The sequence below is a fragment of the Kitasatospora sp. NPDC001261 genome, from assembly GCF_042896795.1.
Classification (GTDB): Bacteria; Actinomycetota; Actinomycetes; order Streptomycetales; family Streptomycetaceae; genus Kitasatospora.
Genome location: NZ_JBIAXP010000022.1, coordinates 117,959 through 144,351, shown reverse-complemented (window position 1 = coordinate 144,351; position 26,393 = coordinate 117,959). Strand labels below are relative to the sequence as shown.

The 26,393-nt window shown below is 74.0% G+C and carries 25 protein-coding genes; 20 read left to right on the top strand and 5 right to left on the bottom strand.

Translation table 11 applies throughout. The features are described 5' to 3' along the window. Positions 1-89 precede the first annotated feature (89 nt). From ACFY4B_RS28150 to ACFY4B_RS28115, 8 genes are all read left to right on the top strand, one after another. A complete protein-coding gene (locus ACFY4B_RS28150; RefSeq protein ID WP_387972537.1) occupies positions 90-1,367 on the top strand; it encodes an ABC transporter substrate-binding protein in 1,278 nt (425 codons plus the stop codon). Beyond that, the gene (locus ACFY4B_RS28145) at positions 1,364-2,326 is read left to right on the top strand and encodes a carbohydrate ABC transporter permease (protein WP_387972534.1); all 963 of its coding nucleotides are present in this window, start codon (positions 1,364-1,366) and stop codon (positions 2,324-2,326) included. The genes ACFY4B_RS28150 and ACFY4B_RS28145 overlap by 4 nt, the downstream gene beginning before the upstream one ends. Beyond that, entirely contained in the window at positions 2,323-3,156 is an 834-nt protein-coding gene (locus ACFY4B_RS28140; RefSeq protein ID WP_375875480.1) for a carbohydrate ABC transporter permease, read from the top strand. The genes ACFY4B_RS28145 and ACFY4B_RS28140 overlap by 4 nt, the downstream gene beginning before the upstream one ends. A gap of 61 nt (positions 3,157-3,217) precedes the next feature. Then, positions 3,218-4,444 (top strand): ABC transporter ATP-binding protein, encoded by a 1,227-nt coding sequence (locus ACFY4B_RS28135; protein ID WP_380741019.1) that lies wholly within the window; start codon positions 3,218-3,220, stop codon positions 4,442-4,444. Positions 4,445-4,527: 83 nt separating this feature from the next. After that, positions 4,528-6,270, top strand: coding sequence for a multicopper oxidase family protein (locus ACFY4B_RS28130; RefSeq protein WP_387972531.1), 1,743 nt, complete (start codon positions 4,528-4,530; stop codon positions 6,268-6,270). Between the two features lie 264 nt (positions 6,271-6,534). After that, entirely contained in the window at positions 6,535-7,506 is a 972-nt protein-coding gene (locus tag ACFY4B_RS28125; RefSeq protein ID WP_380741021.1) for a SigB/SigF/SigG family RNA polymerase sigma factor, read from the top strand. Positions 7,507-7,606: 100 nt separating this feature from the next. Beyond that, positions 7,607-8,536 (top strand): DUF5133 domain-containing protein, encoded by a 930-nt coding sequence (locus ACFY4B_RS28120; protein WP_241853195.1) that lies wholly within the window; start codon positions 7,607-7,609, stop codon positions 8,534-8,536. A gap of 125 nt (positions 8,537-8,661) precedes the next feature. After that, positions 8,662-9,102 (top strand): SRPBCC family protein, encoded by a 441-nt coding sequence (locus ACFY4B_RS28115; protein WP_380775632.1) that lies wholly within the window; start codon positions 8,662-8,664, stop codon positions 9,100-9,102. A 48-nt stretch (positions 9,103-9,150) separates the two neighbouring features. On the opposite strand, the gene ACFY4B_RS28110 is transcribed toward ACFY4B_RS28115, so the two are convergent. Then, positions 9,151-9,579 carry a hypothetical protein gene (locus ACFY4B_RS28110; RefSeq protein ID WP_387972527.1) on the bottom strand — a complete coding sequence of 143 codons (429 nt, stop codon included), beginning with the start codon at positions 9,577-9,579 and terminating at the stop codon, positions 9,151-9,153. Between the two features lie 412 nt (positions 9,580-9,991). Between ACFY4B_RS28110 and ACFY4B_RS28105 the strand changes: the two genes are divergently transcribed. The 6 genes from ACFY4B_RS28105 (at position 9,992) to ACFY4B_RS28080 (ending at position 16,713) form a co-directional block, all read left to right on the top strand. Further along, entirely contained in the window at positions 9,992-10,579 is a 588-nt protein-coding gene (locus ACFY4B_RS28105) for a restriction endonuclease (RefSeq protein WP_387972524.1), read from the top strand. Between the two features lie 685 nt (positions 10,580-11,264). Next, the gene (locus ACFY4B_RS28100) at positions 11,265-12,611 is read left to right on the top strand and encodes a histidine kinase (RefSeq protein WP_387972522.1); all 1,347 of its coding nucleotides are present in this window, start codon (positions 11,265-11,267) and stop codon (positions 12,609-12,611) included. After that, positions 12,575-13,231 (top strand): LuxR C-terminal-related transcriptional regulator, encoded by a 657-nt coding sequence (locus ACFY4B_RS28095; RefSeq protein WP_387972519.1) that lies wholly within the window; start codon positions 12,575-12,577, stop codon positions 13,229-13,231. The genes ACFY4B_RS28100 and ACFY4B_RS28095 overlap by 37 nt, the downstream gene beginning before the upstream one ends. A gap of 177 nt (positions 13,232-13,408) precedes the next feature. Next, entirely contained in the window at positions 13,409-13,678 is a 270-nt protein-coding gene (locus ACFY4B_RS28090) for a hypothetical protein (protein WP_049650950.1), read from the top strand. Then, positions 13,671-14,288 (top strand): DUF6879 family protein, encoded by a 618-nt coding sequence (locus tag ACFY4B_RS28085; RefSeq protein WP_387972516.1) that lies wholly within the window; start codon positions 13,671-13,673, stop codon positions 14,286-14,288. The genes ACFY4B_RS28090 and ACFY4B_RS28085 overlap by 8 nt, the downstream gene beginning before the upstream one ends. 13 nt (positions 14,289-14,301) lie before the next feature. Continuing rightward, complete coding sequence (locus ACFY4B_RS28080; RefSeq protein WP_387972513.1) at positions 14,302-16,713, top strand: ATP-binding protein; 2,412 nt, start codon at positions 14,302-14,304, stop codon at positions 16,711-16,713. Positions 16,714-16,817: 104 nt separating this feature from the next. On the opposite strand, the gene ACFY4B_RS28075 is transcribed toward ACFY4B_RS28080, so the two are convergent. Then, a complete protein-coding gene (locus tag ACFY4B_RS28075) occupies positions 16,818-17,468 on the bottom strand; it encodes a TetR-like C-terminal domain-containing protein (RefSeq protein ID WP_387972510.1) in 651 nt (216 codons plus the stop codon). A gap of 106 nt (positions 17,469-17,574) precedes the next feature. Between ACFY4B_RS28075 and ACFY4B_RS28070 the strand changes: the two genes are divergently transcribed. From ACFY4B_RS28070 to ACFY4B_RS28055, 4 genes are all read left to right on the top strand, one after another. After that, positions 17,575-18,792, top strand: coding sequence for an alpha/beta hydrolase family protein (locus ACFY4B_RS28070; protein WP_387972507.1), 1,218 nt, complete (start codon positions 17,575-17,577; stop codon positions 18,790-18,792). A 206-nt stretch (positions 18,793-18,998) separates the two neighbouring features. Beyond that, positions 18,999-19,820 carry a lipase family protein gene (locus tag ACFY4B_RS28065; RefSeq protein WP_387972504.1) on the top strand — a complete coding sequence of 274 codons (822 nt, stop codon included), beginning with the start codon at positions 18,999-19,001 and terminating at the stop codon, positions 19,818-19,820. Positions 19,821-19,960: 140 nt separating this feature from the next. Beyond that, the gene (locus tag ACFY4B_RS28060; protein WP_049650939.1) at positions 19,961-20,761 is read left to right on the top strand and encodes a metal-dependent hydrolase; all 801 of its coding nucleotides are present in this window, start codon (positions 19,961-19,963) and stop codon (positions 20,759-20,761) included. A 137-nt stretch (positions 20,762-20,898) separates the two neighbouring features. Continuing rightward, on the top strand, positions 20,899-21,672 hold the full coding sequence (locus ACFY4B_RS28055; protein WP_387972501.1) for an SDR family NAD(P)-dependent oxidoreductase: 774 nt from the start codon (positions 20,899-20,901) through the stop codon (positions 21,670-21,672). 38 nt (positions 21,673-21,710) lie between these two features. Here the strand turns inward: ACFY4B_RS28055 and ACFY4B_RS28050 are convergent, their stop codons facing one another. After that, a complete protein-coding gene (locus tag ACFY4B_RS28050) occupies positions 21,711-22,439 on the bottom strand; it encodes a TetR/AcrR family transcriptional regulator (RefSeq protein ID WP_387972498.1) in 729 nt (242 codons plus the stop codon). Between the two features lie 57 nt (positions 22,440-22,496). Between ACFY4B_RS28050 and ACFY4B_RS28045 the strand changes: the two genes are divergently transcribed. Both ACFY4B_RS28045 and ACFY4B_RS28040 read left to right on the top strand, forming a co-directional pair. Next, entirely contained in the window at positions 22,497-23,993 is a 1,497-nt protein-coding gene (locus tag ACFY4B_RS28045) for an MFS transporter (RefSeq protein ID WP_387972495.1), read from the top strand. Next, positions 23,990-24,439 carry a cupin gene (locus tag ACFY4B_RS28040; protein WP_387972492.1) on the top strand — a complete coding sequence of 150 codons (450 nt, stop codon included), beginning with the start codon at positions 23,990-23,992 and terminating at the stop codon, positions 24,437-24,439. Before ACFY4B_RS28045 ends, ACFY4B_RS28040 begins: the two co-directional genes overlap by 4 nt. Before the next feature lie 88 nt (positions 24,440-24,527). On the opposite strand, the gene ACFY4B_RS28035 is transcribed toward ACFY4B_RS28040, so the two are convergent. Beyond that, entirely contained in the window at positions 24,528-25,241 is a 714-nt protein-coding gene (locus ACFY4B_RS28035; protein WP_387972490.1) for an alpha/beta fold hydrolase, read from the bottom strand. Between the two features lie 111 nt (positions 25,242-25,352). Beyond that, the gene (locus ACFY4B_RS28030) at positions 25,353-26,282 is read right to left on the bottom strand and encodes a LuxR C-terminal-related transcriptional regulator (RefSeq protein WP_387972487.1); all 930 of its coding nucleotides are present in this window, start codon (positions 26,280-26,282) and stop codon (positions 25,353-25,355) included. Between the last annotated feature and the right edge of the window lie 111 nt (positions 26,283-26,393).

Here is a 26,393-nt window from a genome sequence, read left to right as displayed (position 1 = left end):
GCCGGGCTAGGGTCGGCCGAACCGCCGCGTGCCGGTCGCGCCGTTCCGACCGCTCCGCCCCAGCCGGTCCTTCTCAGCCCGGGAGAACGATGCCGAGGGTCCCCACGTTCCGCTCGCGGTGGGCGGGCGCCGCCGCCGGACTGGCCGTGCTCGCCGCCGCCCTGGTGGGCTGCGGAGACGGTGGGAGCGGCGGCCCGGTCACCCTGAACTGGTACAACTTCCCGGACGACTCGGGCGCCCTCCAGCAGGCCGCCGACCGCTGCGGGCAGCAGTCCGGCGGCCGCTACACGATCCGCTACAACAAGCTGCCGCGCGGCGCCGACGGCCAGCGCCAGCAGTTGGTGCGCCGGATGGCGGCGCACGACACCGGCGTGGACGTCCTCGGCCTGGACGTCACCTGGCCCGCCGAGTTCGCCGAGGCCGGCTGGATCCGCGAGTGGACCGGGGCGATGCGCGAGCGGGCCACCGCCGACACCCTCGACGCGGCGGTGCGGACCGCGACCTGGCGGGACCGGCTGTACGCCGTGCCGTACAACTCCAACACCCAGCTGCTCTGGTACCGCGACGACCTGGTGCCGACCCCGCCCGCCACCTGGGCGGAGATGCTCTCCCAGGCCCGGGAGCTGGACCGCGAGGGCAAGCCGCACCTCGTGGAGATCCAGGGCGCCCAGTACGAGGGGCTGACGGTCTGGTTCAACACGCTGGTCACCAGTGCGGGCGGCTCGATCCTCACCCCCGACGCCCAGGGGCCCGCGCTCGGGGCGCCCGCCGTCACGGCCGCCGGGGTGATGCGCGACCTGGCGGCCTCGGTGGCCGCCGACCCCTCGCTGTCGAACCAGATGGAGGACCAGAACCGGCTCGCGATGGAGTCCGGCACGGCCGCCTTCGAACTCAACTACCCCTTCGTCTACCCCTCGATGAAGGCCAACCGGCCGGAGCTGTTCCCGCACTTCCGCTGGGCGCCGTACCCCGCGGTGAGCGCCGACCGCCCTGCCAGCGTCACCATCGGCGGGATCGACCTCGCGGTGGGCGCCTACAGCCGGCACCCCGACCTCGCCGCCGAGGCCGCCCTCTGCCTGCGCGACCGGGACAACCAGCTCACCAACGCGCTGAAGGGCGGCCTCCCGCCCTCGCTGCGGAGCCTGTACGAGACTGCCGAGCTGACCGCCAGCTACCCGTTCGCCGCCGACGTGCTGGCCGCCCTCGACTCCGCCAGCGTGCGGCCGCAGACCCCGGCCTACCAGAACGTCTCCATCGCGATCTCGCACACCCTCTCCCCGCCCGCCGGCATCCACCCGGAGAAGGACGTGGCCGACCTCCGCGGGCAGATCCGGGACGCCCTCGGTTCGAAGGGGCTGATTCCGTGACACCGCCCGTTCCCGGGCCACCGCCCGCTGAGGCCGCGGCCGCGGCCGGGGCCGCCGCCGGGCCGGGACCGGCCGGGCCCTCGCGCGGCGCCCGCCAGGAGAGCCGGCTGGGCCTGCTGCTGTGCGCCCCCGCCGTGGTCGTGATGCTCGCCGTGACCGCTTACCCGATCGGCTACGCCGTCTACCTGTCCCTTCAGCGCTACGACCTGCGCTTCCCGGCCCAGGCGCACTGGGTCGGGCTCGCCAACTACGGCGCGGTGCTGACCTCGCCGTTCTGGTGGCAGGCGCTCGGCGTCACGGTGCTGATCACCGCGGTGTCGGTGGCCGTCGAGCTGGTGCTCGGCCTGGCGCTCGCCCTGGTGATGCACCGTACGGTCTTCGGGCGCGGGACGGTGCGCACCGCGGTGCTGGTGCCGTACGGGATCGTCACCGTCGTCGCGGCCTACTCCTGGCAGTACGCGTGGACCCCGGGCACCGGCTACCTGGCCGCCCTGCTGCCGGAGGGCAGCGCCCCGCTGACGGAGCAGTGGCCGGCCGTCGGTCTGATCATCCTCGCGGAGGTGTGGAAGACCACCCCGTTCATGGCGCTGCTGCTGCTCGCGGGCCTGGCCCTCGTCCCGGACGAGACGGTCCGGGCGGCGATGGTGGACGGCGCGAGCTCCGGGCAGCGGCTGCGGCTGGTGATCCTGCCGCTGATGAAGCCCGCGATCCTGGTCGCGCTGCTCTTCCGCACCCTGGACGCCTTCCGGATCTTCGACAACATCTACGTGCTGACCAGCGGCTCCAACGGCACCGGCTCGGTGTCGATCCTCGGCTACGACAACCTCTTCACCGCGCTCAACCTGGGCATCGGCTCGGCGATCTCGGTGCTGATCTTCGTCTGCGTGGCGCTCATCGCGCTGGTCTTCGTCAAGCTGTTCGGCGCGGCCACGCCCGGCGCGGAACCGGAGCGGCGATGAGCGGCCGGCCCGCCCGGGCCCTGACCGGCTGGGGCATCGCCAACCTGGTGGTCGTGCTCTACGCGCTCTTCCCGGTGTGGTGGATCGTGGCGCTGTCCTTCAAGGACCCGAGCACCCTCTCCGACGGCGCCTTCGTGCCCCGCCGGTGGACCCTGGCCAACTACCGCGGCATCTTCCAGACCTCGGAGTTCACCCGCGCCCTGGTCAACTCGATCGGCATCGCGCTGATCGCCACCACCGTCGCCGTCGCGCTCGGCACCATGGCCGCGTACGCGGTGGCCCGGCTGCGGTTCCCCGGCAAGCGGCTGCTGATCGGGGTCTCCCTGCTGATCGCGATGTTCCCGCCGATCTCGCTGGTCTCGCCGCTGTTCGGCATCGAGCGGGCGCTCGGCCTGTTCGACACCTGGCCCGGGCTGATCATCCCGTACATGACCTTCTCGCTGCCGCTGGCGATCTACACGCTCTCGGCGTTCTTCCGGGAGATCCCCTGGGACCTGGAGAAGGCGGCCAAGGTGGACGGCGCCACGCCGTGGCAGGCGTTCCGGCTGGTCATCGCGCCGCTGGCGGCGCCGGGGGTGTTCACCACCGGCATCCTGGTCTTCATCTTCTGCTGGAACGACTTCCTGTTCGCGATCTCGCTGACCTCCACCACCTCGGCCCGGACGGTCCCGGCCGCGATCGCCTTCTTCACCGGGAGCTCCCAGTTCGAGCAGCCGACCGGCTCGATCGCGGCGGCCGCGGTGATCATCACGATCCCGATCGTGGTCTTCGTGCTGCTGTTCCAGCGCCGCATCGTCGCCGGGCTCACCGCCGGCGCCGTCAAGGGCTGAGCCCGACATCGAGTTTTCCCAGGAAGAGCCCGCCCCACCCGGCGGGCCAGGAAGGCGGACCGTGGCCGAGATCGTCCTCGACGGCATCACCAAGCGCTACCCCGACGGCGCCCTCGCCGTGCGCCACGTCGACCTCACCATCGCCGACGGCGAGTTCGTGATCCTGGTCGGCCCCTCCGGCTGCGGCAAGTCCACCACGCTCAACATGATCGCCGGGCTGGAGGACATCACCGAGGGCACCCTGCGGATCGCCGGGGAAGTGGTCAACGACCGCGCGCCCAAGGACCGCGACATCGCCATGGTCTTCCAGAGCTACGCCCTCTACCCGCACATGAGCGTGCGCGACAACATGGGCTTCGCGCTGCGCCTGGCCAAGGTCGACAAGGCGACCATCGCCGCCAAGGTCGAGGAGGCCGCCCGCGTCCTCGACCTCACCCGGCACCTCGACCGCAAGCCCGCCCACCTCTCCGGGGGGCAGCGCCAGCGGGTCGCGATGGGCCGGGCGATCGTCCGCGACCCCAAGGTCTTCCTGATGGACGAGCCGCTGTCCAACCTGGACGCCAAGCTCCGGGTGCAGATGCGCACCCAGATCGCCGCCCTCCAGCGCCGCCTGGGCACCACCACCGTCTACGTCACCCACGACCAGGTCGAGGCGATGACGCTCGGCGACCGGGTGGTGGTGATGCGCTCCGGCGTCGTCCAGCAGGTCGGCTCGCCGCAGCAGCTGTACGACGAGCCGGTGAACCTCTTCGTCGCCGGGTTCATCGGCTCGCCCGGCATGAACTTCCTCGGCGCCGCGCTGGAGCACGGCGCCCTGCGCACCTCGCTGGGCGACCTACCGCTGGACGACCGCACCCGGCGCGCCCTGGAGGGTGCGGACGCGCCGCGCGAACTGGTGGTCGGCATCCGCCCCGAGGACTTCGAGGACGCGGCCCTGGTCGAGGGGCACGCCGGCGGGGTCACCGTCACCGTGACCGTCGAGGTCCGGGAGTCGGTCGGCTCGGACGTCTATGTCCACTTCGCGGAGGAGGGCGGCCCGGCGGCGGCCCGGGGCCCCGGCGGCCTCGCCGGACTGGCGGAACTCGCCGAACTGGCCGAGCTGGCCGAACTCGCCGCCGACTCGGGCCGGGCCGACACCGGCATGCGGGAGCACCGGGTGGTCGCCCGGCTGAACCCCGCCACCCGGGCCGCCGAGGGCGGCCCGCTGGACCTGCGGGTGGACACGGCGCGCATCCACGTCTTCGACCCCCGCACCGGGGCCAATCTGACCCACCCGGAACGTTCGTAGCGTGGTACGGAAGGCCCAACCCCCGGCCGGCGCGCGGTGTGCCTGACCGTTGCCGTAGCGGACCCGACTTACATTGCCCGGTTATGGGAGAAAATGTCGGAATCAGTCGCCGATCGGTGCTCAAGGCCGTCCCCGTAGCTGTCCTCGCGGCCGGCTCCGGCGGGACCCTCGCCCGGCCCGCGGTGGCGGCCGCCGCCTTCCCGCAGCCCGTCGTCCGGCGCGCCCGGTCGGCCCCCGGCGGGTCGGCGGCGGTGCTCGACCAGACGCTCGACGTACGGTTCACGACGCTCTCCGTCCCGGGCTACGGGACGGTCACCACGCGCACCTACAACGGGACCATCCCCGGGCCGACCCTGCGGGCGCGCGGCGGGGACGTGCTGTGGCTGACCCAGGTCAACGGGCTGCCGCCGAACCCGGTCGAGCCGGCCGGGTCGACCGGGATGTCTGGGATGTCGGGGATGTCAGGCCCGGCGCACCACGGCGGCCACAACCGGCCGCACCGTGTGAACACCTTCAACCTGCACACCCACGGCCTGCACGTCTCGCCGTCCGGGCGTGCCGACAACATCCTGCGGGAGTTCCCGCCGCGCACCGCCGACGAGGCCGCGGCCGGCGCCCCGGAGCCGCGGTACCTGACCACCGTCCAGATCCCGGCCGACCATCCGGCCGGGACGTACTGGTACCACCCGCACGCGCACGGGGCCACCGCCGAACAGATCGCCGGAGGGATGGCCGGGGTCATCGTCATCGAGGGCGACGTCGACGAGGTGCCGCAGATCAAGGCCGCCGCCGACCTGGTCGTCTGCATCAACGAACTCCGGCTCAAGGGCGGCAGGGTCCCCGACTTCACCTCCGGCGACGCCCTGGCCGCCGTCCCGCCCACCTTCACCGTCAACGGCGAGGTCAACCCCGTCCTCCTGCTGCGCCCCGGCGAGGTCCAGCGCTGGCGCCTGGTCGCGGCGACCTCGTTCACCGCCCTCTCGCTCCAGGTCGCCGACGGGGAACGGAAGTTGACGCTGCACCAGATCGCCATGGACGGCGTGACCTTCCCCGCGCCGGTCGCCGCCGAGACGGTCCCGCTCGGTGTGGGCAACCGCGCCGACGTGCTGGTCCGGGGCGGCGAGGCCGGGACGTACGAACTGCGGGCCAAGGGCGTGCCCGTCCCGCTGATGACGATCGAGGTGGCGGGGGAGGCCGTCCAGCCGCCCATGGAGCTGCCGACCTCGCTGCCGCAGGGCATGCCGTTCCTCGACGAGAAGGACATCGCCAACCCCGGCGGCGACCGCAGGGTGGTCTTCCACGTCGACCCGAAGGTCTTCGCCCAGCCGTTCCCCAACGCCTACCGCGTCCTCGGCAGCCACCCGACCCCCGCGGCCGATCCCGGCGGCGACCTCACCCGCGACCCCGCCTACGGCCTGTTCGACCCCGAGTACGTCAACCACACCCTGGAACTCGGCACCGTCGAACGGTGGACCATCCACACCGACGAGACCATGCCGATCTTCCACCACCCCTTCCACCTGCACACCAACCACGTCCTCGTCACCCACCGCAACGGCGAACGGCTCGACCCGCCGGTGTGGCAGGACACCGTCGACCTGACCGGCGGCAAGCCGGGCGACACCGTCACCCTCCTGGTCAAGTACGAGGACTTCACCGGCCGCACCGTCCTGCACTGCCACCAGCTGCAGCACGAGGACCTCGGGATGATGCAGCTGGTCGAGTACGTCCGGCCGCGACGGCCGGAGCCGGCCGGATGGCCGGGGTGGCCCCAGCAGCCCGGGTGGCCGGGGTGGCCGGGCCGGCCTCGTCCGCTCGATCACTGAGCGCTGCCGGGCGCCGGCGGCGGCGGTGCAGGAAAGCTCCTGGAACGTGCGTTCGGAACCGGATCCCGGGGTAGACCAGTCGTACAGCGGCCGTGCGATTCCGGCTGCTCCAGCACCTCGGGCGGTGCCGCCGGGGCCGGTGCCACCGGGGCCGTGCCCGCAGTGGCCGGGCACGGGTCCCGGGGGAGAAGTCCGTGACACGCCGCACGAGGTGCGGGCCGTACGTGGCGCCGGGCGCTCACCCCGGCGCCCAGGAGCGATCACGTGTCCGTCCACCTGGAAACAGCCGGCTGGGAAGCGGCCCCCTCGGGCCTGCCGCCCGACCTCCCGCGACGGCCCACGGCGGCCGAACTCCGCCGCATGGGGAAGTCCGAGGCGCGGGAGCTGAGCGACGCGCTGTTCGAGCGGCTGGCCGGGCTGGTCCGGGAGACCCGCGCCTACAGCTACGTCCGCGGCACGATCATCGAGCTCAACATGCCGCTGGTGCGCTTCATCGCCGCCCGCTTCCGCCACCGGGCCGAGGACATGGAGGACATCCTCCAGGTCGGCACGATCGGCCTGATCAAGGCCGTCGACGGCTACGACCCGCGGCGCGGCGTCGAGTTCGTCACCTACGCGATCCCCACCATCACCGGCGAGATCAAGCGGTTCTTCCGCGACACCTCCTGGCCGGTGCGCGTCCCGCGCAGCATGCAGGAGCTGTACCTGTCCGTCGCCCGCGACTCCGACCGCCTGGAGCAGGAGCTCGGCCGGCTGCCACGGCCCGAGGAGATCGCCGAGGACCTGCACCTCACCGTCGAACAGGCCACCGAGGGGCTGCTGGCGGGCCGGGTCTACCGCCCCAACTCCCTGGACGCGCTGCGCGACCAGGACACCGACGAGACCGGCAGCGCACTGCTCGACCGGCTCGGCGGCTGCGACCCCGGCATCGAACTCGCCGACTTCCGCACCGCCGTCCGCCCGCTGCTGGCCCGCCTGCCGGAGCGTGAGCAGACCGTCCTCAAGCTGCGGTTCTGGGACGGGTGCACCCAGTCCCGGATAGCGGACCGGATCGGCGTCTCCCAGATGCACGTCTCCCGGCTGCTCAGTGCCACCCTGGCCTGGCTGCGCGAGGAACTGGAGGACCGGGACGCGCCCGGGTGGGGTGATGGGGAGCCGGAGGCCGTCGCTTCCGGGGGCGGGCTTGACGGCGGGCCCGGGAGCGGTTCCGGCGGCGGGCGCGAGGGCACCGGCTGAGGCGGTCGGGCGGGCCGACGTGCGGGGTGGGGACCCGGGGTGCGGTTTCGCTGCGTGATCGGCGCATACTTTCCGTAAACACACGGAGGTGCTCATGCCCATGGTGGATGTCGCTGCCCTCGGCCGACTGGTCGCGGAGTACGAGGCCCTGTCCCCGTCGAGCTCGCCGGAGGCCCGGCAGCGGTTGCGCGACGTCTGCTACACGATCGGCATCTACACGGGCGAGGCCGACGCCGTCCGCGCGGTCGCCCGGGCCCGCATGCTGCTGGCCCGTCAGGGCCCGGCCGACGGCGGCGGCGCGGCGGCCGGAGCCCCGGCGACCGACCGGGCCCGGGCGGCGCTCCTCGCCGAACTCGGCGACCTCGCGGCCCGCGAGCGGGTACGGGCCGCGCCCCTGCCCAGCCTGCACGACGTGGTGCAGCTGACCAGGGTCACCGTCCCGGACTGCGTGGGCGCCGCCGTGAGCACCTGGCACGACGACGGCTCGGTCGAGACCTTCGCGGCGACCCCGTCCTACCTGCTGGCCCTCGAACGCGCCCAGAGCGGGGCGGACGCCGGCCCGCTGCCCCGGCTCCGCCGCCAGGGCGAGGGCCAGATCGTCGTCCGGCTCGACCCCGGCCGGCCGGACCGGTTCGCCGACCGCGCCCGGCGCTGCGGCGTACGGGCCGTGGCCGGCGCGCACCTGCGCACCCACCCGCACGGCTGCACCGTGTTCAGCGCCTACCTGCGCACCCCGGTCGACCCCGGCACACCGGCCCTCGGGCTGGTGGAGGTGCTCGCCCTCCAGGCGTCGGCCGCCCTCGACCGCTTCGCGCTGTCCCGGGCCGTGGCCGACCTGCTCGACCGCCGGCACGCCACCGGCCTGGCCATCGGCCTCACCGCCGAACGGTTCGACGTCACCCCGCACGCAGCGCTGAGCCTGCTGGTCGGAGCCGCCCAGCGACTGGGCACCGACCTCGCCACGGTGGCCCGGCACCTCGCCGACGGCGACCGGCCGCGCACCGCGCCCGGCGAGCGGGGCGGCTCGTAGCGCGGGCGCGGGACGGTTGCGCCGGTGCCGGACGGGCAGGCGTACAGGAAGGGGGCGGAAGGCGTGCAGACGGGCGCGCGCAGACGGGCGGGAAGGCCCCGGCCGCGCCGTACGAGGAGGTCGTCATGAGCATGGTGAAGGAATCCGTGGACGTGGCCGTCCCCCTGCACGCCGCCTACAACCAGTGGACGCTCGCCGAGGAGTTCCCGCGCTTCATGGAGGGCGTCGACTCGGTGAGCCGGCTCGACAGCCGCCACAACCACTGGCAGACCAGCATCGACGGCGTCACCCGCGAGTTCGACACCGAGATCGTCGACCAGGAACCGGAGGAGCTGATCGCCTGGCGGGGCATGGACGGCGAGGCCGAGCGGAAGGAGGTGGTGACCTTCCGGCGGCTCGACCCGGGCCACACCCGGGTCACCCTCGCCGTCGACCTCCGGCCCGCGGGCCCGGGGGAGCAGGCCGCCGACGTCCGGGGCGAGGTCGACCGGCGGGTGAAAGGGGACCTGAGGCGGTTCAAGGAGTACGTCGAGGAACGCGCGCGGGGGAGGGGCGGGGCAGGGTGAGCCGGCTCCGGCGGCCCGTGCGGCTTCCGTCGGCCCGCGGCGGCTTCGTCAGCCCGCGTCGGCCATCGCGTCGGCCCGCGCGTCGGCTCGGCGGAGGCCGCTCCAGTGCGCGAACGCGGCCACCGAGCCCAGTGCAGGCAGCGCCGCCGCCGCGAAGATCCCGAACAGGTACTCGCCCGACAGCGCGGTGAACGCCAGCAGCAGCACCTGCACCCCGGCCGTCGCCGCCAGGCGCCTCCAGCCGGGCCGCGGGCGCCAGACCCCGCGCACCGCCAACGCGTTGACCCCGGCCATCGCGAACCCGGCGGCCCCCATCACGTACGGCACCCACTGCGGCTTCGGCGCCACCTCGTCCTCGAACCCGATCCCGTTGTAGAACAACGGGACCGCGATGCAGAAGAACATCACCACCGCCACCGTCTCCAGGATCAGCAGCACGGTCGTCGCAGCCCGCGACAGCCAGGAGAGAGCGGTCATGGTGGGGAGCCTTCCGGGAGTTCGGTGTTCTGTACTGCGACGCCCGGGGAGCCCGGACCGCAGCGGCCCATCGCCACTGGAGGCATGGCACGACCGCGCGACGGGCACGTCCCATGACGCCGCCCGACCCGGCGGCCTCGGCACCGCAGCATAGTCAAGAAATGGCAAAGGCTGTAGTGCGGTGCAGGTCGGAGGGCGTCCTCCCCGCAGGCGCGGGGGCAGCCACTGAAGGGGACGGTTCGGCCGCCGATGCCGAAATCCGGTCAACTCGGCTGCCCAGGCGCAGGAGTTCGTCCGGATCGCGGGCGTGCGGCGACGGCTGCTCCTAGGCTCGTCCGGACACCGTGGCGTGAGGGGGAGTGCCGTGGCCCGTAGGCCTGTTCGGCGACGTCGGTCGACCGTCGCCCGCCGGTTGAAGCAGAACACACCGCTGCTGGGGGCGGCCGCGCTGGTCGCGGTCGTGTTGGGCACGATGCTGGTCCAGTGGCTGGCCCAACACCTGCTGCTGGTCGCCGCGTTCCTCATCGTCGGCGCGGGAGCGGGCGCCGCCGTGCTGCGCTCGCGGGCGCGGGCCCGGCAGCGGGAACTGGACGCGCGGACCGCCCGACTGCGGCACATCGGGCCGTTCCTGGCGATGACCCCGAAGGCCTTCGAGCACGCGCTGGCGGACCTGTGCCGCCGGGACGGCTGCACGAAGGTGAAGGTGGTCGGCGGGGCCGGCGACCTCGCGGCGGACGTCCTCGCCACCACCCCCGCCGGGCAGCGGATCCTCATCCAGGCCAAGCGGTACGGGCCGAGGACGTTCGTCGGCTCCCAGGACGTCCAGAAGGTCAACGGCACCTACCGCGACGTGCACCACTGCGACCTGGCCGCCGTGGTGACGACCAGTTCCTTCACCAAGGCCGCCGCCGCGTTCTGCGCCCAGGTCGGCATCCGCGCCGTCGACCAGCGGGCGCTCGCCCTGTGGGCGGACGGGCGGGGCGGGGCGCCCTGGGTGTGAGCCACCGGCTCCCGCGTTCGAGGCCTGCCGGGGAGAGCAGGAGGCGGCGGCGCTGCTGGTCGACCTCGCTGACGAGGACCGTGAGTTCGTCACCGACCCGGACCATCCCTAACGGAGCTCCCTCGGGGGGCGAGGCGAGATCCCGCTGAGGGACCACACGTCGAACTGTGCTCAGAGCTGTCGGCGGCCGCGAGCTTCGATTCAGTCGCGCTTTCCTTGATCAGGCCAAGCGCGTTTCGCCGTTGAGTGGTCCTCAGTGTCGTCGGTGAGCTGGGGGCGGGCTGGGGGCGGGGTGGGTCCAGCCCCACCTCCAGTCGGGGTGCAGGTGGATTCTGCCGTCGCGCCGCCGTCCCTAGCGTTGATCGCGTGCTGTCCGAGGTTGCGGGCGGGCGTGGTGATGCGGGGAGGGCGAGGTGTACGGAACGGTGCGCGCGGGGCGGGGGTTCCGGTGTTGCGGCTGTCGGGGTTGCGCAAGCGGTTCGGGGCGCGGTGGCGTTGGGAGGTCGGTCTTCGCGCCGGCCAATCGGGGCTGGTTCCTGGCCCGGTACCTGCCGGTGGCGGTCGGGTTCGTGCTGGGGGCGTGCCGGCTGACTCGCGGTCAGCGGGGGGTGGTGCCCAGGGGGACGTCCGAGCGGACGGCTGCGATCATGAACGGCCCGTACGACCGAATCCGACCGGAGGCCCCGTGAGCAGCCCGCAGACCCCAGCCGCCCGTGAGCCGGACACCGCCGAACCGGGTCGCGGCGCCGCCCGCGAGCTGCGCGCCGCCGTACGGGCGCTCGGGCGGCTCGCCGCCTTCACGCTGCTGATACCGGTCGGGGTGGGGCTGACGGCGGTCTTCCTGCTGTCGTTCGTGATCTGGGGCTGCCTCGGGATCTTCCCGTTCTTCCCGACCGCCACCCGGATGGTCCGCTCCGCCGCCGGAGCCGCCCGGTGGGCGGCCGGCCACTGGTCGCAGGTGCCCGTACCGCCGCCGTACCGGCCGCGCCCGGCCCTGGAACGCACCCTCCACGGCTGGTACTGGACCGGCCACGACTACCACCGGAACCGCTGGTTCGCCGGCATGTCCCTCGACGTCCGCTGGCTCTGGACCGACCCGGCGACCTGGCGCGACGTCCTCTGGGTGCTCGCCGACCCGCTGGTCGGCGGCGGCATCGCGGCCGCGCCCGTGCTGCTGGTCGGCGCCGGCCTGTACGGGATGGTCCAGGCGCCGTTGCCGTACGACCTGCCGTTCGGCGGCCCGGTCGCGCTGCTCCTCGGCCTCCTCGGCCCGGTGTCGATCGCCGCCGGACTCGCCCTCGCCCGGCCCGCGCTGCGCCTGCACGGCCGGTGGACCCGCGCCCTCCTCGGCCCCACCGAACGCTCCCGGCTCGCCCGGCGGGTCGAGCAGCTCACCGAGATCCGGCTGGACGCCACCGAGGCCCAGGCCGCCGAACTGCGCCGGATCGAACGGGACCTGCACGACGGCGCGCAGGCCCGACTGGTCGCGGTGAGCCTGCGCCTCGGCGCGGTCGCGGCACTGGTCGACCGCGACCCGGGCCAGGCGAAGCAGGTGGCGACGGACGCCCAGGAGAACGTCACCCAGGCGCTCCAGGAACTGCGCGACCTGGTCCGCGGCATCCACCCGCCGGTGCTCGCCGAACGCGGCCTCGTCGAAGGCGTACGGGCGCTGGCACTGGACGTCCCGCTGAAGGTCGAGGTCCGGGCCGAACTGCCCGGACGGGCCGAGGCGCCGGTGGAGTCGGCGGTCTACTTCGCCGTCAGCGAGGCGCTCACCAACGCCGTCAAGCACGGCGAAGCCCGGCACGCCACCGTGCACCTCACCCACGCCGCCGGACTGCTCCGCGCCGAAGTCACCGACGACGGCCGCGGCGGCGCCGACCCCGACGGGGGCAGCGGCCTGCGGGGCATCCGGCGCAGACTCGCCGCGTTCGACGGTACGCTCACGCTGACCAGCCCCCCGGGGGGTCCGACCAGGCTGATCATGGAGCTACCGTGCGTGTTGTCCTCGCCGAGGACCTCGTCCTGCTGAGGGACGGCCTCTCCCTGCTGCTCAGTGCCCACGGGCACGAGATCGTCGCAGCGGTGGAGAGCGGCCCCGAACTGGCCGCCGCCATCGCCGAACACCGCCCCGACATCGCGGTGGTCGACGTCCGCCTGCCCCCCACGTACACCGATGAGGGACTCCAGGTCGCGCTCGCCGCCCGCCGCGTACGGCCCGGCCTGCCGGTCCTCGTCCTCTCCCAGCACGTCGAACAGCTCTACGCCCGGGAGCTGATCGCCGACGGCACCGGCGGCGTCGGCTACCTCCTCAAGGACCGCGTCTCCAAGGCCGACCAGTTCGTCGACGCCGTCCACACCGTCGCCGCCGGCGGCACCGTGATGGACCCCCAGGTCATCTCCCGCCTCCTCGCCCGCAACGCCGACGACCAGCCCCTCGCCCTCCTCACCCCGCGCGAACGCGACGTCCTCGCCATGATGGCCGAAGGCCGCTCCAACGCCGCCATCGCCCAACGGCTGCACTTCAGCGAGGGCGCCGTCAGCAAGCACACCTCCAACATCTTCGCCAAGCTCAACCTCGGCGCCTCCGACGACGACAACCGCCGCGTCCTCGCCGTCCTCGCCTACCTCGACGGGACGCGCACGCCCTGAGGCGGCGTGCGACGCCCACGTGCCCGGAGTTTCTGTCACGCAGGGGACCGATGTGCCCGCGATGGTGATCATTTAGGAGTACATGGCGAATGCACTGAACATTCTCCCGACTCTCCATCAGGTGTAAGATGCGGCAACCATGGTTCCGCGCCGAGAGCAATACCAATGGGGGCAGGCATGGCTCGCCGATGGGAAGCCGACCCTTCCGCTTCGTTGCAGAAACGCCTCGGGAAATCCGCCAAAGAACTGGGATCGTCCGACGGAAAGGACGAATGCCCGGACATCTGGCAGCTCTCGAACGGCGATGTCGCCGTCATCGGTCGCGATCTCACGGAGGACTACCGCGGGCGGCTTCCCGAAGGCGTCGTCCTGGGCCCGGGCGAGCGGCTCGTCGTCATCCCCGGCCTCATGGTGAGCACGGCGAAGGCGGACATCCCGGATGCCTGATCGGAACGCCCCCGAGCTGCGGCCCGAGCGGGGCGAGCTCCTCACCCGGGACGACTACAAGCGTGACTTCCGCGAGCGGGACGCGCTGATCCGCGGCCGGGACTCATGGAAGTTGGAGCGTCGCCAGTACTTCGAGGAGCAGGGCAGTCCGAGCTGGGAGGCCGCCCGGCGCGGCGACTGGGGCGAGGCGCTGCGACTCCTGGAGGACCGGCGCCCGGCGCTGCTCGCGATCGGACGGGAGGACGCGGCGCGGCGGTCCTTCTTCCACCGGGTGCGGGTGGTCGAGCGGCCGTGGACGGACTACCTGCGCTGGCAGCTGCACTCGCTGCGGATCCGAGCCGAATGCGGGGAGCGCGTCCGTATGGTCGACGCCGTGGAACTGGCCGATTCCGAGGAATTCGGACAGCTGCCGGAAATCGTCGTTCTCGGCGGCCGTACGCTCTATCAGGTGCGGTATTCGGAGGCGGGAATTCCGGCCGGTGCGATCAGGTACACCGATCCCGGTCTCGTCCTCCGGTGGGAGGGATATCTCGCGGATCTCCACCGGGTGGGCGAAGACGTTCTGGCGTACTTCGAACGTGAAGCCGCACACCTCCTCCCACCCGCGTAGGAAACGGAGCGCAGTGGCAGACGAGCACGTCGGGTCCACCGGCGACCCCGGAAGCACGCGCTCCACCGTGTCCGGGTCCTCCGCCCAGGACGTGGTCCAGGCCAGGGACGTCAGCGGAGGCATCCACTTCCACGGCGGACCCGACCGGCCGAACAGCACCCCGACTCCGCGCCAACTACCCGCCGACGTACGCGGCTTCGTCAACCGTACGGTCGAACTCCAGCAGTTGAACGACGCCTTGGCGGGCGATCACCCGAACCCCGATGCCGCCGCTGCCGTCGTCGTCATCGCCGGAACCGCCGGCGCGGGGAAGACCTCGCTCGCCCTGCACTGGGCCCACCAGGCCCGGCACTGCTTCCCCGACGGCCAGTTGTACGTCAACCTCCGCGGCTACGATCCGGGCCGGCCCGTCACTGCCCAGGAGGCCCTCCACCGCTTCCTGACCTCCCTCGGCGTCGCCGTTCAGGCCGTCCCGCCCGATCCCGACGCGGCGGCCGCCCTCTACCGCTCGCTCCTCGCCGAGCGCCGCGTCCTGGTGGTCCTCGACAACGCCGCCAGTGCGCAGCAGGTCCGGCCGCTCCTGCCCGGCAGTGCCGGAAGCCTCGTCCTGGTCACCAGCCGCAGCCGGCTGTCCGGTCTCGCCGTACGCGACGGCGCCCGCCGGCTCACCCTGCGGACCCTGCCCGAGGCCGAGGCCGTCGCCCTGCTGCGGGCCGTCACGGCCGGGCACCGGTCCGAGGACGACCCGGCGAAGCTCACCGAACTGGCCCGCCTCTGCGCCCAACTGCCGCTGGCCCTGCGCATCGCGGCCGAGCGCGCCGCCAGCCTGCCGCACATGGGTCTGGACGACCTGATCAACGACCTCCGCGACGAGTCCGCGCTCTGGGACGCCCTCAGCGTGGGCGACGACGAGGACGCCGACGCCGTCCGCACGGTCTTCGCCTGGTCCTACCGGGCCCTGCCCGACCCGGTCGCCCGCCTGTTCCGGCTCCTCGGCCTCCACCCCGGCCCCGACTTCGGGCTCCACGCCGCGGCCGCCCTCGCCCACCTCACCCCCAGCCGGACCCGGCAACTCCTCGACTCCCTCGTGGGTGCCCACCTCGTCGAGCAGAGCGCACCCGACCGCTACCAGTTCCACGACCTCCTACGTGCCTACGCCACCGATCAGGCCCAGCACGAAGAGACCCCCGCACAGCGCCAGGCCGCCCTGCGCCGGGTGCTCGACTGGTACCTGCACACCGCCGACGCTGCTCAGCAGTGGCTGCGGCCGGCCGAGGCCCGGCTACCGCTCGACCCGGTGTCCGACGGAGTCCGGCTGGCGGCCTTCGCCGACTACAACGCCGCCGTGGACTGGGCCGAACGCGAACGCGTCAACCTCCTTCAGGCCGTCCACGCCGCCTCCGCCGCGGGCGAGGACCGGCGGACCTGGCAGCTGGCCGCCGTCCTCTGGAACGCCCAGGCACCCTCCGCCCCCGGGGCGGACTGGCTCCCGGCAGGCCGGCTCGGGCTGGCGGCCGCCGAACGCCTGGACGACACCGCGGCCCGCGCCCTGCTGCTCACCGACCTCGGCATGGGGCACACCCGGGTCAACTCCCTCGGCGACAGCCTGGACTGCCACCGCAGAGCCCTGGCGCTCTGGCGCGAACTCGGCGACGCGCTCGACGAGGCGCACTCGCTCAATCTGCTGGGACTCGTCCACCTGCACGGCCGTCAACTGGACGACGCCGCACAGTACTTCGAGCAGGCCCTCACCGCCTTCCGGTCATTGGGCGAGGCCCGGTGGGAGGCCACCACGCTCGCCAACCTCGCCAGCACCCACTACCGCGCCGGACGCCTCCCCGAGGCCGCGACCGCCGTCGGGCAGGCGCTGGCCGCCCACCGCGCGCTGAAGAACCAGCGCGGGGAGGGAAACGCCCTGCGCCTGCTGAGCGACATCCGACGCGAGGGCGGCGACCAGGCCGGCGCACTCGCCTCGGCGCACGCGGCACTCGACATCGCCCTGAACCTCCGTGATCACCGCCTGGAGGGCTTCTGGCTCCTCACCCTCGGCGACGCCCAGCGGGCCGACGGCCAACCCGCCGACGCCCTCGACTCCTACCAGCGCGCCGCCGTCCTCCACCGCCGCCTCGGCGACCGCAGCCGCGAGGCCCTCGCCTGGTACGGCGCGGGCGAGACCTACCGCGGCCTCGGCCGTCACGCCGAGGCCGCCGCCTTCCTCCGCCGGGCCGCCACCGCCCACCACGAACTCGGCGATCGCTGGCACGAGGCGCTCGCCCTCGACGCCCTGGCGGCGACGGTGTCCGCGGAGGAGTCGGAGGCCGCCCGGCGGCACCGGACGGAGGCGCTCGCACTGCTGGACGGGTACGAGGACGTGCGGGCGGTCGCGGCACGGGAACGGATCGCGCGGCGGGCCGAGGCGGGCTGACGGCGGCTGTGGCGGGTCGTGGGTGCAGGGGGGCCGCCATGGCCGCTGGTGGTTCGGGGGTCGGTGGAGGCCGGTGCGGGTCTGGTGTGCGAGCGCCTCGGCGGTCAGGCGGCGATGGCGGCGAGGAGCTTGTCGGTGAGGCGGTCGAGGTAGTCGGGGGCGGTCGCCGTGTGGACGACGGCGAGGCGCCAGTACAGCGGGCCGGCGAGGAGGTCGAGGGCGAGTTCGCGGTCGAGGTCGGCGGGGAGTTCGCCGCGGTCGACCGCTCGTTCCAGTAGGTCCGTGGCCTTGCTGCGGCGGGGGTCGCGGACGGCGGTCAGCAGTACCTGTGCGAGCTCGGGGGTGCGGACGGCTTCGGCGAGCAGGTCGGGGATGATCTTCGCCGGGAGCGGGTGGCGCAGCGCGTCCGCGGTCGCGGTGAGGAAGGCGAGGACGTCGCCGCGCAGGGTGCCGGTGTCCTTGATCTCGGAGGCGTCCACGGCCACGGCGCGGATCAGGGCGACGGTCATGTCGAGCTTGGACGGCCAGCGGCGGTAGATGGCGGCCTTGCCCGCACCGGCCCGCTTGGCGACCGTCTCCAGGGAGAGCCGGGCGTAGCCGACGGCCGCCAGTTCCTCGAAGAAGGCGGCCGCGATCGCCTCGGTCACGGAGTCCTGGAGCACCGGCCCGCCGGGCGTCCGGCGTGCGGGGGGCGTGGCGGCGTCGGGGGCCGCGGAGGTGTCGGAGGCCGGCCGGGGCGCGGGGGTGCTGGGCATGCCCCGAACCTACATCAGGCGGAACGCTTGCGTCTCGACTGGGTGAGGGCTAGCGTCATAGACGAGACGGAACGGTTCCGTCTCGCCAAGACCCCGGGAGTGCACCATGCGATTCCTCTTCGAGGACGAGTCGTTCTCCTTCGAGACGCTCCGGGCGGCCGGATTCGCCGACTACGGCGGCGCCGACCTGGGCGAGGTCGTGGCCACCGCCCGGAACATCGGCGAGGGCGACGAGGAGGCCTGGCTGCGCGAGTGGAAGGCCACCGCGGAGCGCGTCCACGGCATCGGCAGCCGTGCCCTGGCGGCCGGGCACCGGGTCAGCGCCCGCGAGGCCCTGCTGCGCGCGTCGAACTACTACCGCACCGCCGAGTTCTATCGCCGCGACGACCCCGCGAACGACCCCGAGGCCAAGGGCCTGTCCGCCCTCTCCCGGGAGACCTTCGCCGCCGCGGCGGCCCTGATGGACACCCCCGTCGAGGCCGTGGCCATTCCCTACGAGGGCACGCACCTGCCCGGCTACCTGTTCCTCGTCGACGACTCCGGCGCCCGGCGCCCCACCGTCCTGTTCACCAGCGGCTTCGACTCGACGCTGGAGGAGGCGTACTTCGCCGTCGCCGCGGCCGCGCTGCGCCGCGGCTACAACGTCCTCGCCTACGACGGGCCGGGCCAGGGCGCGGTGCTGCGCGAGCAGCAGCTGGTCTTCCGGCCGGACTGGGAGGCCGTGGTGACCCCGGTGGTCGACTACGCGCTGACCCGCCCCGAGATCGCCGCCGACGGGCTGGTCCTGTTCGGGTACAGCCTCGGCGGCTACCTGGCCGCCCGCGCCGCCGCCCACGAACACCGCCTGGCCGCCCTGGTGTTGGACGACGGGCTCTACAACTACCGGGAGGCCCACGACCGGTTCCTGCCGCCGTTCCTGCGCGAGTGGATCGAGGCCGGCCGGGACGACCTCGTGGAGCCCGTCATGGGCCTGTTCATGCAGGTGAGCACCCAGGTGCGCTGGGCACTGCGCAACGGGGTGTGGACGTTCGGCGCCGCGTCGGTGGCGGACTACATCCGCCGTACCGCCGACTACACGCTCGACGGCGTCGCTCAGCTCATCGACTGCCCCACCCTCGTCCTGGACGCCGAGAACGACCAGTTCTTCCGCGGCCAGCCCCAGCAGGTCCAGGCCGCGCTGACCTGCCCGCACACGCTGGTCACCCTGCCCGAGGCCGAGGGCGCGGGCGAGCACTGCCACATGGGCGCCATGTTCCGCTTCCACCAGGTGGCCTTCGACTGGCTGGACACCACCCTGGCCGGGGCCGCCCGGCCCGCGAGCTGACGGGGGTCGGGCGGGAGGGTGTCACCGCTGGTGGGCGCCCGGGGAGGGACGGCGGGCGGCGGTGAGCCCGGTCGCCCACGAACCGCGCGGGCGGTAGCGTCACCCTTGGTCGCCAGGGCATTACGGTGCGCGCCCGGTGGAGGGCGCAGGCCGGGCCCTGGGGCAGGCCCGCCGTCCCTTCCGTCGACCCGACAGGAGTCGCCCCCATGGCCGTCCCCACCGACTTCGACCAGCACGCCACCGGCTACAGCCTCCCGCACGCGTACTGGCTGGCGAAGGCCGCCGAACTCGCCTACCAGGACGAGGCCGCGATCGAGGAGCAGGCCCGCGCCTGGGGCTTCGACACCGTGCGCCACCACCAGACGCGCTTCACCCCGCCGTTCCCGCTGCAGGACACCCAGGCCTACACCATGGCCGGCGACAACATGATCGTCACCGCGTTCCGCGGCACCGAGCCCGCGCAGATCCGCGACTGGCTCACCGACTCCACCACCCCGCCCTGGCCGGGCCCCGCCCGGACGGGCTACGTCCACTACGGCTTCGCCGAGGCCCTCGAATCCGTCTACCCGGACGTCGCCAAGGCCCTCTCCGACCTGCGGACCGGCGACCAGACCGTGTGGTTCACCGGCCACAGCCTCGGCGGCGCCCTCGCCATGCTCGCCGCCGCCCGGCTCGACCTGGAGGAGCCGAGCCTGGCGGCCGACGGCGTCTACACCTACGGCCAGCCCCGGACCTGCGACCGGCTGCTCGCCGCCGCGTACGACAAGGGCCTGCGCGGGCGCACCTACCGCTTCGTGCACGGCAACGACATCGTCCCCGAGCTGCCCCCGGAGCCCGCCTTCACCCACGTCGAGGCGCTGCGCCACATCGACTCCGAGGGCCGCGTCCAGGAGAAGGTCGGGCTGGTCTCCGCGCTGACCGACCGGGCCAAGGGCCTGGGCGCCGCGGCGTTCTCCCCGGACGGCGAGGGCATCCGCGACCACCTGATGCGCAGTTACCTCGCCGCGCTGGAGAAGGCCCTGGCCTGACCGGCGCGGGCTGGAGGGCTCGCGCCGGGGCGGGGGCGCACGGGACGGGCGCGGGCCCGGTGATCTTGGACGGATAGGCTGCCGTGAACTCAGGTCCTCGCGGTGAGGACGGAACTGATGAGGATCGGTGGTGTACGGACATGATGGGACCGGCGCATTCGCTGTCGGGTGCGGCCGCTTGGCTGGGGGTGGGCGCGGCGGCGGCCGGGATGGGGGAGCCGATGCCCTGGCCGGTCCTGCTCGCGGGGGCGCTGATCTGTGCGGGCGCGGCCCTGGCGCCCGACCTGGACCACAAGGCGGCGACGATATCCAGGGCGTTCGGGCCGGTGTCCCGGGCGCTCTGCGAGGTAATCGACAACCTCTCGTACGCGGTGTACAAGGCCACCCGCGGCAAGGGCGACCCGCGGCGCTCGGGCGGCCACCGGACGCTGACGCACACCTGGCTCTGGGCGGTGCTGTGCGGGGCGGGCGCGGCGGCGGTGGCCGTGTACGGCGGCCGCTGGGGCGTGCTGGTGGTGCTGTTCGTGCACATGGTGCTGGCGATCGAGGGGCTGCTGTGGCGGCACGCCCGGGTCTCCAGCGACGTCCTGGTGTGGCTGCTGGGGGCGACCAGCGCGTGGATGCTCGCGGAGGTCCTCGACAAGCCCGGCAACGGCTCGCAGTGGCTGTTCGAGGAGCCCGGGCAGCAGTACCTCTGGATCGGGCTGCCGATCGCGCTCGGCGCGCTGGTGCACTGCCTGGGTGACGCGCTGACCGTCTCGGGCTGCCCGGTGCTGTGGCCGATCCCGATCGGGCGCCGGCGCTGGTACCCGATCGGGCCGCCGAAGGGCATGCGGTTCCGGGCCGGCAGCTGGGTGGAGATCAAGGTGCTGACCCCGGTGTTCATGGGGGTCGGCGGGGTGTGCGGGGCGGGGGCGCTCGGCTTCTTCGGCAACGGCTGAGGTCGATGTTCCTACGGGGGAGAGGAGTTGGCGGGGCGTCGACCGGGTAGGCGCCGGTCGGCGCGGGAGATGGGGCAGGCCGGCCTCCGGCGCCGGGGGCGTGTCCGGTACTTCTCGCAGCCGTGGGAGCGTGACAGATGACGTCCGTACCGGGTGAGGTGGCGATCGTCACCGGTGCCGCGAGCGGGATCGGCCGGGCGGCGGCGCTGCGGCTGGCCCGGGCGGGCTGGGCGGTCGCGGCGGTCGACGTCGACGCGGCCGGTCTGGACGCGTTGGTGGAGCAGGCCCCGGGGGTGCGCCCGTACGTCTGCGACGTCACGGACTACGCGGCGGTCTCCGCCGTGGTCCGTGACGTCGGCCGCGAACTGGGCCCGCCCCGTCGGCTGGTGCACTGCGCGGCCGTCGGCGTGATGGGCCGGCTGCTCGATCGGGACCCGGCGGACACCCTGCGCCTGACGGACGTCGTGTACGGCGGCACGCTCCGTACGGTCCGGGCGGTGGTGCCGGTGATGGCGGCGCGGGGCGGGGGCCAGGTCGTGCTCTTCGGGTCCATCGCCGGCTGGGTGCCGGCGCCGATGGGCGGGGCGTACGGTGCGGCCAAGGCGGCGGTCCACTTCCTCGCCGAGACCGTCGCGGCCGAGCACCGGAAGGACCGGATCCAGGTCGTGTGCGTCTGCCCGCCCGCGGTGGAGACCCCGATGCTGGCGCGCCTTCGGACGGACACCCCCGAACTGATCGGTCAGCGTCGGGGGTTGAGCCCGGAGGAGGTGCTGGACTCGATGGACCGCGCCCTCGCGCGCGGTCGGCTGTGGGCCTTCCCCGGGCGTGGCACCCATGCGATCTGGACCGCCCGGCGGCTGGCGCCCCGCGTGGTCAGCGGCATTCTGGGCCGGATCCTGGTCGGGAAGTAGCCGGGGCGCTGGTCAGGGGGTGACCGGGTAGCGGCCGCTCAGCGGGCCGCGAGCAGGCCGTCCACCAGGGCGTCGAGGCCGTCCCGGTAGGTGTCCTGGGCGGTGAGCGGCGCCCAGCGGTCCGCGAGCCCGGCCAGGCGGGGGAGTCGCTCCGGGTCGAGGTCGGCGAAGACCTGCTGACGGTGGGTCGGGCGGTCGTCGACGGGCCGGCGGCGGGCCGTCGACGTGCGGACCATGATCTCGCCGGCCGTGTAGTACCAGATGGCGCGGTAGCCCTGGACGGCCCGTTCCGGCGACAGGCCGCAGGCCACCAGACCGTCGACGATCTGCTCGACGAACCAGAGCGAGTGGGCGGACATCAGGCTGTCCCCGGTCAGCACCTCCACGATCCACGGGCAGGCGGCGAGCGCCTCGTGGATGGCGGCCGCCGCGGCGACGACCCGTGCGCGCGGCTCGGCCGGGAGCGCCGTCGGTCGCAGTGTCCGCGCGGCGTAGTCGTCCAGCAGTAGGACGAGCAGCTCCTCCTTGTCGCGGACGTGGTGGTAGAGCGCCATCGGCGTGCTGCCGACCTCGGCGGCCAGACGGCGCATGGTCAGCCGCTCGACGCCCTCCTCGTCCACGATCCGGCGGGCCGCCGTGACGACCTCCTCCCGGGAGATGCGGGGAGGCCGACCGGTGGCCTTGCGCCGCGCGGCGGGCTGCGCCGCGGCGGGCCGCGCTCCGGCCGGCTGGGGGGTGGCGGGCGGCGGAGTGGAGGGCTGCTGCATGCCCCCATCATCACCCGGGACTCGACAGTGGGGATCGCCCGGGGTTACTTTCTATACATGTACAAAAACTCACGGGGGCGCCCCGGTCGGGTGCTGGCGGCGGTGGCCGTCGCCCAGTTCGTCTTCGCCCTGGACATGTCGGTGGTCAACGTCGCCCTGCCCGCGATCCGGACCGACCTGGGATTCGCCCCGCTCGACCTCTCCTGGGTCGTGCACGTCTACGCGCTCACCTTCGGCGGGCTCCTGCTGCTCGGCGGCCGCGCGAGCGACCTGTACGGACGGCGCCGGCTGCTCCTGCTCGGCCTGGCCGTCTTCGGCCTCTGCTCGCTCGGCGGCGGGCTGGCCCAGGAGCCCTGGCAGCTGGTCGCCGCCCGCGCCGGGCAGGGTGTGGGCGCCGCGGCGGCCGCCCCGGCCGCGCTCGCGATGCTCACCACCACGTTCACCGAAGGGCCCGGGCGGGTGCGCGCGCTCGGCGTGTGGAGCGCGACGAACGCCGCCGGCGGCGCCCTGGGGGTGCTGGCGGGCGGGCTGCTGACCGAGTACGCGAGCTGGCGCTGGGTCATGCTGGTCAACCTGCCCGTCGTGGCGACGGCGCTCGCCCTGCTGCCCGCCGAGGTGCGGCCCGGAGAGCCCGTGAAGCCCGTACGGCGGGAGCGGCCGGACGTGCTCGGCGCCGTCCTCGCGACCGCCGGCATCGGGCTGCTGGTGTTCGGCGTGGTCCGCACCGACGTCCGGGGGTGGGGCTCCCCGGCCACCCTGGGGACGCTCGCCGCCGCCGGCGCCCTGTTGGCCGCCTTCGCCGTCACCGAGGCCAGGACCGCCGCGCCGCTGCTCCGCCTCGGCCTGCTGCGCAGCCGCTGGGTGGCCGGTGCCAACGTGCTGGTGTTCCTGGCCGCCGCCGGGCAGTTCACCGCCTTCTACTTCGTCTCGCTCTACCTCCAACAGGTCCTGGGCCTGGGTGCCGCCGCCACCGGCCTCGCCTTCCTGCCCTTCTCGGCCGGACTGGTCGCGGGCACCGTGTTCGCCACCCGCGTCGTCGCGCGCCGCACTCCGCGGGCCGCCCTGGTGCCCGGGGCCGTGCTGGCCGCCGCGGGCCTGGCCTGGTTCGCGCTGATCAGCCCGGACGGCGGCTTCCTCACCGACGTCCTCGGACCGTCGCTGGTCACCAGCGTCGGCACCGGACTGGTCCTGGCCCCGGTCGCCGCCGCCGGGACCACCGGTATGGCCGCCCGCGAGGCCGGGATGGCCTCCGGCCTGCTCAACAGCTCGCGCCAGCTCGGCGGCTGCGTCGGCCTGGCGGCCCTGGCCACCGTCGCCGCGCACCGCACCGGCGGCGCCACCGACCCGACCGCCCTCAACGACGGCTACGCCACCGGACTGGCCGTCACCGCCGGGCTCTTCGTCCTCGCCGCGCTGGTGGCGGTCGCCGTGCTGCCCCGGCGGCGGCCGGAGGCGCCGGGCCTCCCCGACCCGCTCACCCCCGTAGCGGAGGGCCCGGCAGAAAGCTCCGCGCGGAACCGCGCGGAGAGCCGACTGGAAGGAACCCGCTCATGACGACCACGCCGATCGAGGCCGTGGACCTGTTCTCCTCGGCCCTGCACATCCACCCCGACGGCGACGTCCGGGCCACCGGGCGGCGGATGACCGGCGGCGACGCCGGGGCCTGGCAGATCGCGACCTTCCACGTGGAGAGCGACACCGAGGTCCACGCCGACCACTGGGAGATGCACCCCGAGGCCGAGGAGGCGGTCTGCTGCCTGGCCGGCGGCGTCCGGCTCTTCCTCCGCCCGGTCGAGCCCGGTGAGCCCGGCGAGCCCGGTGAGCCCGGCGAGGCCGGTGAGCCCGGCGAGGCCGAGTCGGTGGTGCGGCTGACGGCGGGCACCGCCGCGATCGTGCCCCGGGGCCGCTGGCACCGGTTGGAACTCGACGCCCCCAGCGACCTGATGTCGATCACCCTCCGGACGGGTACCCGGCTGGAGCCGCGCACCGAGGCGGGCTGACCGGCGTGGGCCGTGGCGGGGTGGTCCGGCACGAGCCGGACCACCCTGGCGTGTCCGCCAACACCCCTTGTCAACAAGGGGATTGACGTCAGGCCGAGGGTGCGGCGGAGCCGGCGATCCGCGCCAGCAGGGCGGCGAGCTCCCCGGGCATGGACAGGAACGGGGAGTGGCTGCTGGGCAGTCGGTGGACGGTGTCGGCGCGGGCGGCGAGCCGGTGCTGCTGGGACAGGTCGAGGGCCTGGTCCTGGTCGCAGACGACGTAGCTGGAGGGCACCGTGCGCCAGCCCGCCGTGGTCACCGGCTCGGTGAAGGACCGGACGCTCTGCGGGCTCAGCCGGGCCACCGCGCGGTCGGCGACGTCGGCGGGCACGTCGGCGTAGTACTCCTGGCGGGCGTGGGCGACGTCCGGCGGGGTGTGGCCCGTGTCGTCCTCCGGTGAGGGAATCCCCAGGAAGGAGAACGTGCTCTCGCCCACGTCCAGTTGGAAGGCGGAGACGTACACCGCCCGCACCACGTTGGCGGCGCCCGCGACGGCCTCGGTGGCGGGGGCGCCGCCGTAGGAGTGGGCGACCGTCACCACCGGGCCGTCGATCCGCCGCAGGTGGTCGCGGATCACGGCGGCGTCCTCCAGCAGGCCCGCCGACCGGGCGCCGTCGGGGTGGGCGGCGGAGCTGGGCAGGTCCACGGCGTGGGAGCGCCAGCCGTCGGCGGCGAGGGCGGCGCGCAGGGGGTCCCAGCACCAGGCGCCGTGCCAGGCGCCGTGGACCAGCAGGAACGTGGGGCGGTCGGGGCCGGCGGTCACAGGCGGGTCCTCCGTCGTACGGGGCGCGGGCGGTGGGCCCGTCCGAGTATCCGTGGTGAACGTGACGGCGGTGTGACGCCGGGCGTGTCGCCGTCGCACCCGGGCCGGCCGTCAGCGGCCTCCGGTGGCGACGGCGGCGGCCGCCGCCGTCCCGGTGAGGCCGTGACGCTCCGCCAGCACGCCCGCCTGGAAGCGGCTGTCCGCGCCCAGGGAGCTGTAGAGGCTGGCGATGTGCCGTCGGCAGTTGCGCAGCGAGAGCCCGAGCCGGCGGGCGATGACCTCGTCCTTCAGGCCGTCGGCGAGCAGCCGCAGGATCGTCGTCCGGAGCTCGTCCGAGACGGCGCGGGCGGCGGCCGGGCCGCTGCGGAAGGCCTCGCCCTGGTGCCAGAGCGTCTCGAAGGAGTCGGCCAGGTGGGCCACCACCGACGGCTGGTCCACCAGGACGAGCCCGTCGGTCCGTCCCCGCTCCGGCAGGAAGGCGCTCTCCCGGTCGACGACCAGCAGCGGGCCGCAGCTCTCCCCGGTGGTCCGCACCTCGGCGCCGGCCCGTTCCGCGGCCCGGGCCTGGCGCTGGGTGGGCAGGTGGAAGCGCGCGGGGTGCTGGTGGACGATCCGGACCCGCAGCGCGGGGTCGGTGCGCGGCAGTTCGGCCACGACCAGGTCGGCCAGCGCCGCCGCCGTCGGGTCGCCGCCGGGGCAGCAGAGGACGACCTCCCGGCGGGCCCGCAGCAGCCGGTCGCCGACGATCGCGTGCACGGCGCCGTGGCCCGGCGGCACCTCCTCCGGCCGTACGGCGGGTGCGCCGGTCTCCGGCCGCCCGTGGACCGCCTGTGCGGCCGTCCACGACTGCTCGGCCCGCCACGACTGCCCGGGCACGGGCCGGACCGGTGCGGGCCGGTCCCGGCGGACGGCCCAGGCGTAGAAGGCGACGGTGCCGTCGCCCGACTCGGCGGTGGGGGTGGTGGGGGCCGGGACGGAGCCCAGTGGGGCTCCTGGTGCGTGTGGGGTGAACGCGATGTGGACGGTTCCACGTTCTTTCATGACAGCCCTCTTGACAGCTGGTGGCGGCCGACGGTCGACGGTCGCGTCCGGCGGTCGGTCGGCCCCGGAAGCGGTTGTTCGATCGTCGTCAACGGTCGCGGCGGCCGCCAG